The organism is Bartonella sp. EBT8, from assembly GCF_055796165.1.
Genome location: NZ_JBTTDJ010000020.1, coordinates 1 through 10,831, shown reverse-complemented (window position 1 = coordinate 10,831; position 10,831 = coordinate 1). Strand labels below are relative to the sequence as shown.

At 37.8% G+C, this 10,831-nt stretch carries 10 protein-coding genes, 1 tRNA gene and 1 pseudogene; 9 read left to right on the top strand and 3 right to left on the bottom strand.

Features of this window, described 5'->3' with window-relative positions:
• Positions 1-70: 70 nt before the first annotated feature.
• The gene (locus AC0QT4_RS08295) at positions 71-1,237 is read right to left on the bottom strand and encodes a tyrosine-type recombinase/integrase (protein WP_473201216.1); all 1,167 of its coding nucleotides are present in this window, start codon (positions 1,235-1,237) and stop codon (positions 71-73) included.
• Positions 1,238-1,399: 162 nt separating this feature from the next.
• On the opposite strand from AC0QT4_RS08295, the pseudogene AC0QT4_RS08290 reads away from it, so the two are divergent.
• The 6 genes and pseudogenes from AC0QT4_RS08290 (at position 1,400) to AC0QT4_RS08265 (ending at position 5,729) form a co-directional block, all read left to right on the top strand.
• A pseudogene (locus AC0QT4_RS08290) lies at positions 1,400-2,079 on the top strand (Rha family transcriptional regulator).
• A gap of 360 nt (positions 2,080-2,439) precedes the next feature.
• Complete coding sequence (locus AC0QT4_RS08285) at positions 2,440-2,988, top strand: antA/AntB antirepressor family protein (protein ID WP_473201218.1); 549 nt, start codon at positions 2,440-2,442, stop codon at positions 2,986-2,988.
• 148 nt (positions 2,989-3,136) lie between these two features.
• On the top strand, positions 3,137-3,847 hold the full coding sequence (locus AC0QT4_RS08280; protein ID WP_473201215.1) for an ERF family protein: 711 nt from the start codon (positions 3,137-3,139) through the stop codon (positions 3,845-3,847).
• A 1-nt stretch (position 3,848) separates the two neighbouring features.
• On the top strand, positions 3,849-4,472 hold the full coding sequence (locus tag AC0QT4_RS08275; protein WP_473201214.1) for a lambda exonuclease family protein: 624 nt from the start codon (positions 3,849-3,851) through the stop codon (positions 4,470-4,472).
• 82 nt (positions 4,473-4,554) lie between these two features.
• The gene (locus AC0QT4_RS08270) at positions 4,555-4,821 is read left to right on the top strand and encodes a helix-turn-helix transcriptional regulator (protein WP_473201213.1); all 267 of its coding nucleotides are present in this window, start codon (positions 4,555-4,557) and stop codon (positions 4,819-4,821) included.
• 374 nt (positions 4,822-5,195) lie between these two features.
• Positions 5,196-5,729: an antA/AntB antirepressor family protein gene (locus AC0QT4_RS08265; RefSeq protein ID WP_473201212.1), complete on the top strand. Its 534-nt coding sequence runs from the start codon at positions 5,196-5,198 to the stop codon at positions 5,727-5,729.
• A gap of 243 nt (positions 5,730-5,972) precedes the next feature.
• On the opposite strand, the gene AC0QT4_RS08260 is transcribed toward AC0QT4_RS08265, so the two are convergent.
• Positions 5,973-6,058: transfer RNA gene (locus AC0QT4_RS08260), tRNA-Leu, on the bottom strand.
• 147 nt (positions 6,059-6,205) lie between these two features.
• On the opposite strand from AC0QT4_RS08260, the gene ilvA reads away from it, so the two are divergent.
• The 3 genes from ilvA (at position 6,206) to AC0QT4_RS08245 (ending at position 9,724) form a co-directional block, all read left to right on the top strand.
• On the top strand, positions 6,206-7,483 hold the full coding sequence (gene ilvA, locus AC0QT4_RS08255) for a threonine ammonia-lyase IlvA (RefSeq protein WP_473201217.1): 1,278 nt from the start codon (positions 6,206-6,208) through the stop codon (positions 7,481-7,483).
• A 38-nt stretch (positions 7,484-7,521) separates the two neighbouring features.
• Positions 7,522-8,052 (top strand): hypothetical protein, encoded by a 531-nt coding sequence (locus tag AC0QT4_RS08250; RefSeq protein ID WP_473201211.1) that lies wholly within the window; start codon positions 7,522-7,524, stop codon positions 8,050-8,052.
• A 289-nt stretch (positions 8,053-8,341) separates the two neighbouring features.
• On the top strand, positions 8,342-9,724 hold the full coding sequence (locus AC0QT4_RS08245; protein WP_473201210.1) for a DEAD/DEAH box helicase: 1,383 nt from the start codon (positions 8,342-8,344) through the stop codon (positions 9,722-9,724).
• A gap of 575 nt (positions 9,725-10,299) precedes the next feature.
• On the opposite strand, the gene AC0QT4_RS08240 is transcribed toward AC0QT4_RS08245, so the two are convergent.
• The coding region (locus AC0QT4_RS08240; protein WP_473201209.1) for a tyrosine-type recombinase/integrase at positions 10,300-10,831 on the bottom strand (532 nt) is incomplete at its 5' end.

Sequence of the window (10,831 nt, the reverse complement as noted above, 5' to 3'; positions counted from 1 at the left end):
AAATGAGAGAACGAAGAGAGAAAGTTATCCACAGATAATGAAGGAATGATGGGGTACAAGCCCCCATCTTTTAAGATTGCCCCGTGACATAAGCCGCCCATTTATCCATATAAACACGGCGCTGTTCTAAATAATCAGTACGACGGTAGGCACGCTCTACTTTACCCCCAACCGTATGACTTAGAATGGTTTCAGCGATCTCATAGGGAGCATCAGTTGTTTCTGCTAGCCAATCGCGTAAACTAGAGCGAAAACCATGCGGGCAGGCATTAAGTCCAGTTTTTTTCATGTAGACTGACATACACCTCTCAGCAAGGGGACCACGACCGGTTGCAGAAAAAAAGAAATCATTGCGAGATAGCAGGCGTGCTTGTTTCAAAATTTCTAATGCTTCGGTTGATAAAGGCACGCGAAATTCTTTTGTTGTATCACGCCTTCCTTTCATATTCTCAGCAGGGATGGTCCATATATCACCATCAACTTGATCTTTATGGATATGACACAAGGGATATGTACGAACACCTGTCAGGATAAGCAAACGCAAAGCCAGTTGTGTCATGATTGTTGTTTGGCAAAGTGTTTTGTAAAAAGCCGGTATTTCTTTCCAATCCATAGCTGGTCTATTTTTAACTTTATGGCGTTGTTTGCCTAAGAGGGCGCGTGCTTTTTCTGTTGCTTGTAAATCAACATCCAATCCCATTGCAGCAGCATGTTTGAGACATATATTAAGACGATTAAGAGCTCTATAAGCTGTCCCAGCTTTTGTATGCCAAATTGGTGCGAGTGTATTGCGTATATCATTTTGGGTAATCTCTGAAACGGGGAGACAGCCTAATTTAGGGAGAATATGAAGTTTTAAAGGTGAAAACCAATCACTATTTTTACCATCTCCTTTTAATTCAGCTTTACGGCTTTCAAAAGCATCCAAAGCAATATCTTTGAGATAATGGAGATTACGCATTGCTTCGCGTTTTTGTTTCTCACGTTCTTTAATGGGGTCACGACCCTCGTGTAAAACAGACCGCCATTGGGTTGCCAATTCACGAGCTTTTTTTAAAGAGATATTTCTTAAAGCACCCAAGCCCATTTCACGACGCCGCCCGTGGATGGTATAGCGTAAAAGCCATTGAGCGCCCCCATCTTTACGCTTATGAAGGTACAAGCCAGCACCATCATTATATTTGCCAGCCCCCAATGTTGCGACAGCCCTTGCATTAAGACGATTCATTAAAGGCATTTTTGTTCCTTTCTAAACGGTTTTTTACCCACACACCAACCCCACTTATGACGTGCAAATAAGTGACTTTAATTGATACAAAATGAAATGATTTGAATTGAGAGAATCTTACAATATTCGGGGGTCTCATTCAATATGCAAAACAGTAAATTATCATTATAAATCAATGCGTTGTCGAGTGTTGAAATTGCGGAGTTGTGTGGTAAACGGCATGACCATGTTATGCGTGATATTAAGAAAATGCTTGAAGAATTATACTATGAAGGGGGTCTCCCCAAATTTGGGGGGACCTATTTAGACACACAAGGTAGACCTCAAAATTGTTATAATCTTCCCAAGCGTGAATGTTTAATTCTTGTCTCAGGTTATAGTACTACCTTGCGAGCAAAGATAATTGACCGGTGGCAACAATTAGAACAGCAAGTAGTGGCACCGCAAATCGATTACTCTATCCACAAGTCATGTTAGGGGTTTTAAATTATCTCAAAAATGAGAATGAACAAAAAGACAATATGATTGCTGAATTAAAACCAAAGGCAATGGCTCTTGAAAGCTTACAGCGCCATGAGGGGCTCTTCGGTCTTACTGAAGTTGCTAAAATACTCGAAATGCAACCAAAACAGTTCATTCTCTTCTTACAGCAAAAGGGTTGGGTCTATCGACGCATGGCAAGTGGGCACCTGTTGCCTTATCAAGACAAAATCCAAAAAGGTCTGATGGATTGTCCTACCATCACTATTCAAACCTCTGGCGGAATAAATAAAGTCATTCCTTCAGCAAAAATCACAACAAAAGGCATTGGTGTGCTTTCTCAAGAACTTAAAAGACAAAGCGTGCATTAAGGGATGACCATCATGGAAAAGAAATGCGAATTGACTGATGAAATCGATATAGTTTATTTGCGTGGGTTTGCTAATTTTTTATTTGACAATCCACTACTAATATGTCTATTCTCGAATCAGGTGCTTGAAAAACACCTTGATAGTAAGCGGGTTGGTTGCCGAAATAACCAATCTTCCGTAAATTTAAAGGCTTTGACTCGTTGTATGCTCCATGCGTATAATGGCATTGTCGGGTGTAGTTATGCTATACAATACCCTTTATGGGGAAAGCATAACGACGGACTTACTACCGTGTTTTTCAGCACCCGGCGCCCTTATAGGGTTGTCAATGAAAAACGTCTAAGTAGTAAGGAGTTCATAATGAACATTCTCATAACAATATCAGAAAAAATTATTGACCGTGAAACCGTCAAAACCGTTAATGCACGTGAATTACATACGTTTTTAGAGGTAGGTCGTGATTTTACGACATGGATTAAGGATCGTATTAATCAATATGAATTTGAAGAGGGAAATGATTTCATAAAAACGCAAGATTTGCGATCCCCAAAATTGGGGAGCGCAAAATCTAGAGCTGTTACAGTAATAGACTATCATCTCACATTAGATATGGCGAAAGAACTCTCAATGATCGAACGCAATGAAAAAGGTAGGCAAGCCCGTCGTTACTTTATTGAGTGTGAGAAAAAGCTAAGAAGTCAATCTGTTGATTCTGATAATGATACACGCTTTGATTTGCCAAGTTATTGGGAGGGTATGAACGCTGGTGAAAAAGTTTTGTATCTTCTAAGTCCAATTCATATGCGTCTTATTGATGCTTTTAGAGTAGACGAAGAAAACAGGCAATATAAAGCTTTAATCAAAGAAGCTAAACAGCTGTTAGCAAGATCTATCGTAAAAGCTGCTTAGTTTAAAAACTGATTTCATCTTCTCGTCTTTAAAGGCGGGGAGGTGGTTAATATCACACAGCTTTTAGAAACAGACCTCTAATAACGACCATTTTAACAAAAGCGTAATTCACGCAACGGGTGAATTACGCGCAATGGAGGAAATCAAGATGAATGAACAAAACACCAATTTAACAGAAGTTGAAGAAACTCAACATTTAGCAGTTAAACAAACTGCTATGGACCGTCTCGAACGGCTTATCGCCTTAAGAGAAAAGGAAATAGAACGACAGAATTACCAAAACTTTGTCCGTGATCTTTCTTTAATGCAAACGCAATATCAAAATATCCAGAAAAACTCTATAAATACCCATACAAATAGCCAATACGCTACCCTTGAGCATATTCATGCTGTAAAGAAGACCCTTTCAAAATACCACTTCGCTTTGTTTTCTTGTATCAAAGAACAAAATCATGACAGTATCGTCATAGAAATGACTTTGACACATCCATCAGGAAACAAAATATCGACAGAAGGGAAATTTCCTTATGATGCTAAAGGATGCAAATCAGTCATACAATCTGTTGGCTCTACGATCACCTATGCACGCAGATATCTGTTAAGCATGCTTCTTAATGTCGCAAGCAAAGAAGACGATAAAGATGGGAATATGCCTCAAAAACCAGCTTTTCCAGAACAGATCAATGAAATCAGAAGACTTATGGTACAAACAAAGGTAGAAGAAAAAAAGATACTTTCTTATGCGAATGTCGAAAAGCTTGATGATATCTGTGATCAGAGCGCGCAAACCATTTTGCATCTTTTGAAAGATAAACAGAATAAGCAAATGGCATCAACACAACAACAAACGGCGGTTTGATATGGAACAAAGAACAGCAGAATGGTTTCAAGCGCGATTAGGGAAAGTCATCGCCTCTAATGTTTACAATGTACTCAGTAAGACAGCAAAAGGATTACCTACAAGCAAATATGAAGACTACAAAATGAAACTCATGACAGAGCGCTTAACAGGAGAAATAAGCCAATCTTATATAACACCGTCTATGCAATGGGGTATTGAACATGAAGAGGACGCTCTGAAAGAATATGAATTCATTTATGATGCCGGTGTCATAAAATGCGGCTTTATACCACATCCTACCATGGCAATGGCGGGGGCTAGTTCTGATGGTTTGATTGGTGAAGATGGTTTAGTTGAAGTTAAATGCCCACAATCAAGAACGCATTTGCACTTTTTTCTTTATAATGAGATTAAGCCTGAATATCACGCGCAGATGCAATTCCAAATGGCTTGCACAGGACGCAAATGGTGTGATTTCATTCGTTATAATCCACAATTTGTAGGAAGATCTACTGGTTTGAGAATGAAAGTCAAACGCATCCACCGTGATGATGAACAAATTGAACAGATTACTAAAGCAGTCGAGGTCTTTTTAGCAGAGATAGAGCAAGATATGAAACAGATCTTGACAAAAGCTGCTTAACCCTATGGGGGTGCTCTCTCTTCCCAGCACCCCCACCCTTAATAATTATTCTTAACACATAGATAATAAGGAAAGCATTTAAATGAACAAAGAAAAATTAACTGCCTCAATAGAAAAAGTAAGCTTATTCGAACAAGCTTTACTGTCGATGCGCTTGCAATGGCTTGTTAATATACAAGATCTCTCAATTTATCTCGGAATGTCAATGACCTATATTAGAGGGCTTGTGAAAATTGGAGTCTTTCCTAAGCCTATACAAGAAGGGCGATACTTAAAATGGGATCTTGTTGAAATTGACCGTTATATTGAAGCAAAAAAAACAGAAAGAGATTCAGTAGAATTGTCCTAAAAGCGTTTTAGATATTGAATCTCTCATAGATGAAATTAACAAGGAAATTAAAGCCTTTGCAACACAAAAGGACACAATGAAATGCTAGATTATTTCAGAAACAGCTTGACAATGTTTTCAAAATTGTTAGATTCACTCGTTAGGTGGTCAAAACACTTTGAAATCGTTAGCGGATGAGCAACCGAAATTGTTTACCGTTCCTAAAAATTCGACTTAAGTATCACGTTGAAAGCGTGCTTTTTTGTCGGGTGTCGCTATACCATACAATACCTTTTCTAAGGGAAAGTATAGTGGCGGACTAACGACCGTATTTTGAGCACCCGGCGCCCTTTTGGATGTCTAATCAGAATTTAAAATTTCGTTAGGAAAATATCATGAACAATCTCATAAAAATATCAAAACAGACCATTGGACAAGAAACAGTCCAAACTGTTGATGCACGTGAGTTGCATAAGTTTTTGGAAGTAACATCCCGCTTTAATGATTGGATTATTAATCGTATTAAGGAATATTCTTTCCAAGAAAATCAAGACTTTGTGAATTTTACTAAAAATTTAGTAAAACCTAAAAGTGGTCGCCCAAGTACAGAATATTACATCACTCTAGACATGGCAAAAGAGCTTTCAATGGTTGAGAGGAATGAGAAAGGACGTCAAGCCCGTCGTTACTTTATCGAGTGTGAAAAGAAACTAAGAAGTCAATCTGTTGATTATGATAGTGATAGACGCTTTGATTTACCAAGCCATTGGGAGGGTATGAACGCTGGTGAAAAAGTTTTATATCTTTTAGGTCCAATCCATGTTCGTCTTATTGATGCTTTTAGAGTAGACGAAGAAAACAGGCAATACAAAGCCTTAATCAAAGAAGCTAAACAGGTTCTAGCAAGATCTGTCGTAAAAGCTGCTTAGATTTCAAATATAACTCATTTCCTCATCCTCAAGGATGAGGAGATCGAGATTGGCTGTCTCTCCACCTTAAAAGATGAAGAGAATGTCAAGGTTCTGGAAAGGTACCTCAAAAAGCAGCAATGATTCGAATTTTAATGTCATCGTGGTGCCGTCTGATAGCGTTATAATGGAGTTACAAAAGGTGGTTTAATTTTTGTTGATTTTTAATAAAGTATTGAAAAATAAGGGAAATTTAAGATGTTGTGGTGCGGACGGCGGGACTTGAACCCGCAAGGTCTTAGACCGGCAGATTTTAAGTCTGCTATGTTTACCGATTTCATCACGTCCGCGGTAAGAGCATTTTCATAAGCTATATCTTTTGTTGAATCAAGAATTAATGATTAAGATTAAAACTTTTCGTATTTTGTTTAATTTTTGACTGACAATGGTTGCCTTTATAGCTAGAAGAAGCCTGTATAGGATTAATGAAGCATGAAATGGCTGGTGTTATGAGTAAATTTATTCAAGACGTAAAGAAAGCTATGGTGGCTTTGCATAATGTATTTGCTGAAACACCACTTCAGAGAAATGATTTTCTTAGTCAAAAATATGATGCAGAAATTTATTTGAAACGTGAAGATCTAACACCAGTACGGTCATATAAGATTCGCGGTGCTTTTAATTTTGTTTCAGAAATGCTTGGTAAAATCTCTCAAGATGCTGCATTTGTTTGCGCATCAGCAGGGAATCACGCGCAGGGAGTTTCTTTTGTTTGTCGCTATTTTAAACGTAAAGGTGTGATTTTTATGCCTGTGACAACTCCACAACAGAAAATTGATAAGACACGCATTTTTGGCAAAGAGTTTGTAGATATCCGTTTAGTTGGTGAGACGTTTGATCAATGTTATGCGGCCGCGCAATCTTTCGTTATGCAGGGTGGTGGTATAATGGCACCGCCTTTTGATGATGTTCGCATCATTGCTGGGCAAGCGACAGTTCTCTGTGAGGCTGCTTTGCAGTGGAAAAGACTTAATGGGGAGAGCGAGCCAGATTTAATCATTGTTCCTGTAGGTGGTGGTGGTTTAGCGAGTGGTGTGAGTAAGTTTTTACATGAATATGGTTGGAAAACAGAGCTTCGTTTTGTTGAGCCACAAAGAGCGGCAAGTTTGCTTGCTTGTTTGAAGAGTGGAAAACGTGTCAAACTTGAAAATATCGATACATTTGTGGATGGTGCAGCTGTCGCTGAAATAGGTGCGTTAAATTATAAAATACTGAAAAAATTTCCGCCCGATTCTGTTATTACAGTTCCTGAAAATCGTGTTTGTTCTACAATGGTTGAAATGCTTAATGTTGAAGGTGTGGTTTTGGAACCAGCAGGTGCCTTATCAATTGATGCTCTTAATAGCCTTTCTCCTCAAGAGTTGAAAGGAAAAAAAATCCTTCTTGTTATTTCAGGTGGTAATTTTGATTTTGAGCGTTTGCCCGATATTAAAGAACGTTCTCTACGTTTTCAGGGCTTGAGAAAATATTTTATTTTTAGTTTTCCCCAACATCCTGGTGCGCTGCGTAGTTTTCTTGCTCAACTCTCTCCAGATGATGATATTGTGCGCTTTGAATATCTCAAAAAATCATCGAGAAGTTTTGGTTCTGTATTGATCGCAATTGAAACAAAAAAATACGATAATTTTTGTCTCTTAGAGAAAAAATTTCAAGCTTTAGGTTGGCGCTATCGCGATATTACCGATGATCAAACGTTATTTGATTTTGTCATTTGATAAGCTAAAATTTTTTCAAAAACGAAAGATATTTAAGAATGAAATCTATTTTTTCTTTTTTACTAGGACTTTTTTTGTTTTTTAGTGTTGGTAAACAAAGTATAGCATCTGAGCTACAGACAATACAGAAAGTTGAACTTTCAAGATTAGTTGTTGATGTCAATAATGCTGTAAAAAATGGGAATTTCGCACTTATTTCTTCGTATATGCCCGATCGGCTTTATAAAGAAATAGCGCGCCGATTGAATACGACAGAGGATAATTTACGTCATAGTTTTCTTAAACAGCTGCATGTTCAATTTGAAAATTTGCCTCCGGATGCTTTTCATTTAGATGAAAAAAATATAGAATATTTGCAGACTGATAAAGGTACTTTTTATGCTTTTATTCCGACTACGCTTGAGATGAATGATCGCATTATTCAATACAAAACTTTGGCGATTTTTGATAAAATACGGTGGTATTTAATTTATGGTGGTCAGAAAACTGTACAAAATCCGGTTTTTCTCGAAATTTATCCTGATTTGAAGAGGATACATGTACCAAAGGAAGTCATAATAAAGAAATAAAGCATTAAAATATTGTTTTTTTATTTATAAGAAATAACTTTCGTAAAGTTCTTGCTTTTTTGTGATAATCCAATGATAATATAGGCGAAGGTGTTTAGGCTGGTTAACTGGCTCTTTATTAAAGTAAGATTTATGCCACCTTTGCTTTGATTTCAGGGTGCTCATGGGTTGCGCAAATCGCTCTTTCAAGCGTTGCTTCATAAATTTCAAATATCAAGATTTCTTTTGCGCGGATTCTTGAGTCATTAGGTTCAGCTCGTTTCTTGTGGAGCTGAGGAGAGATTTTATTTTGAATATAAATAGAGAAAATGTTTTCACAAAGTTAGGTTTGTCGACTCTTTTAATTAAAAACTTGCTTATTGCTGGTATGAGGAAACCTACACCTATTCAAGAACAAGCAATCCCAGTGATGCTGGAAGGGCATGATATGTTAGGAATTGCACAGACGGGGTCTGGAAAGACCTTGGCATTTGGTTTGCCTATTTTAAGCCAGATTTTAGCTTTAGGCGATAAACGTACCTCTAAAACTGCACGTGCTTTAATCTTGGTTCCTACACGTGAACTTGCTGTTCAGGTTGATGAAACAATTCGTGCTGTTGCGAAAGGAACACATCTTTCAACATGTCTTGTTTTTGGTGGAATATCACGTTTAAAACAAATTAAACGCATGGATGCAGGTGTGGATATTTTGATAGCAACACCAGGACGTCTGAGAGATCTTGTTCGTGAAAAATATGTTGATCTGTCTCAATCTCGTTTTTTGGTTCTGGATGAAGCAGATCGTATGTTAGATATGGGCTTTATTAATGATGTGCGGCAAATCGCAAAGCTTTTGCATCAAAAGCGTCAGACAGCACTCTTTTCTGCGACAATGCCGAAGGAAATTTCTGAACTTGCAAAGTGTTTGCTCAATGAGCCCGTGAAAATAGAAGTTGCTCCTCAAGGGACAACAGCTGCAGAAGTTATTCAAAAGTTATATTGTGTTTCTACGCGTGAAAAAAAGAATGTTTTAGGTCAACTTTTGACAAATCCGGCTTTTGCTTCGGTTATTGTTTTTACCAGAACGAAACACGGTGCTGATTCTGTTGCACGCAGTCTAACAAAGATAGGATATTCTGTTGCGACAATTCATGGAAATAAATCACAAAATGCTCGCCAGTCTGCCTTAAAAGCTTTTCGGGATAGAGCAGTAAAGATCCTCGTTGCAACAGATATTGCAGCACGCGGTATTGATATACCAGGAATAAGTCATGTGATTAATTATGATTTACCAGATGAAGCTGAAAGTTATGTGCATCGTATTGGTCGCACAGGACGCAATGGTGCTTTTGGTGAAGCACTCACACTTTTTGATGAAGGATTAGAAGGAGCACGGTTACGCGCTGTAGAGCGCTTGATTCGTGCACGATTAGCGCGTGAAGCTGTTCCGGAACAATTTGCTGCTTTTCCAGAAAAATCGGTTGTTTCAGAAGGTAGAGAAAAAGAAAATGAGAAGGAACCTCGTTTTAGAAGATCTAAACGTCAGAAGCAGGTTTTGAGTTGTAAAGATAAATCTGAGCAACTACAGATTAAAAATTCTCCCTCTTTAAGTGAAAGACACAAAAAAGCAAAAGCCGCAGTAAAGCGGGGGAAGTCTTTTCGTTTTCGCAAATCAGTGAAGAAGGCTGCTTAAGAAAAAATTTTAGAAGAGATCGTAGAATACTCGTCTTTTTTCGATTTCTTCTAAGAATAAAAGCAAGAGAAATATACAGCAACGCTCTTACTAAAGTTAAGGAGAGGGTTTCAAAAATTTGAATTTCTTATAAGGAGGCTTTCAATTTTTTAGAAGCAGGCATTTTGGGATGTCTGGTATCATTAAAGATATTTTGAAAAGACATCATCATTGTACTTCTTCAACCGTAGCCGTGTTTTAATGAATCTGTAGAAAATATCGATGGATTTTGCGCTTTTCTTGATACGCATTGCAATTTGAAAGATAGAATGGAATTTGATAGCGCTGATGTTTTTAAGGATAGTCTTCAAAAGGCGATCCAGAAGCATTTTGTAGAAAAATATCGGAGAATTCTATTCCAAAACCATTATCCACATATTCGTCATCTTAAAAAACACAACAAAAAACAGTAGATTATATATAACAGGAGGAAATGTGGTTGTCCGGGCCGTTCTAATTATTTTCAATAAAATAAATGAGTTATTACGATGTGAGGGAAATTCGTGATCATTGATTCCATTATGTTTTTTGTAGCGTTATCCCTCATTTTTTTGGAGCTTTTTTATCGCTTCAATAGCTAACCTTTTGCGGTCGGCACTCTTTGTATAGAGAGATGCCATTTTATCTTCAGTCCATCCAAAGATTGCTTTAAGTTGTGAAACTGTTGCACCGGAATTAGCGGCACGTGTGGCTGCTAATTTTCTCAATCCATGGGCTGATTTTTTGATTCCCGCTGCATTACACGCCTCACGAAAAAGGTTGCCAAAACTTTCTTTAACGAGCTTATTTCCGTTTTTCCCGCAAATAAATGTTTCATTGCCAATAGGACCAATTTTAAGGGTTTCTGCTAATTCAGGCAAAATGGGTAGAAAAACATCTGTTTGGAATTTACTTTTCTCTGTCTTGAGATGAATGATATTCTCTTTAACGTCTTTCCAACCAATTCGTACCGCATCACCACGACGTAGACCTGTGTAAAGAAGAACATCAATCCAGACGCGTTCATGTGTTCCTAAAGCCCATGTTTTATAATATTTCTCAACATCTTCTTCTGTCCAAACAGCAAAT

Excerpts from the sequence above, each read along its gene's own strand:
- AC0QT4_RS08265 (WP_473201212.1), top strand. The coding sequence starts at position 5,196 with ATGAACAATCTCATAAAAATATCAAAACAGACCATTGGACAAGAAACA.
- AC0QT4_RS08295 (WP_473201216.1), bottom strand. The coding sequence starts at position 1,237 with ATGCCTTTAATGAATCGTCTTAATGCAAGGGCTGTCGCAACATTGGGG.
- AC0QT4_RS08275 (WP_473201214.1), top strand. The coding sequence starts at position 3,849 with ATGGAACAAAGAACAGCAGAATGGTTTCAAGCGCGATTAGGGAAAGTC.
- ilvA (WP_473201217.1), top strand. The coding sequence starts at position 6,206 with ATGGCTGGTGTTATGAGTAAATTTATTCAAGACGTAAAGAAAGCTATG.
- AC0QT4_RS08285 (WP_473201218.1), top strand. The coding sequence starts at position 2,440 with ATGAACATTCTCATAACAATATCAGAAAAAATTATTGACCGTGAAACC.
- AC0QT4_RS08270 (WP_473201213.1), top strand. The coding sequence starts at position 4,555 with ATGAACAAAGAAAAATTAACTGCCTCAATAGAAAAAGTAAGCTTATTC.
- AC0QT4_RS08250 (WP_473201211.1), top strand. The coding sequence starts at position 7,522 with ATGAAATCTATTTTTTCTTTTTTACTAGGACTTTTTTTGTTTTTTAGT.
- AC0QT4_RS08280 (WP_473201215.1), top strand. The coding sequence starts at position 3,137 with ATGAATGAACAAAACACCAATTTAACAGAAGTTGAAGAAACTCAACAT.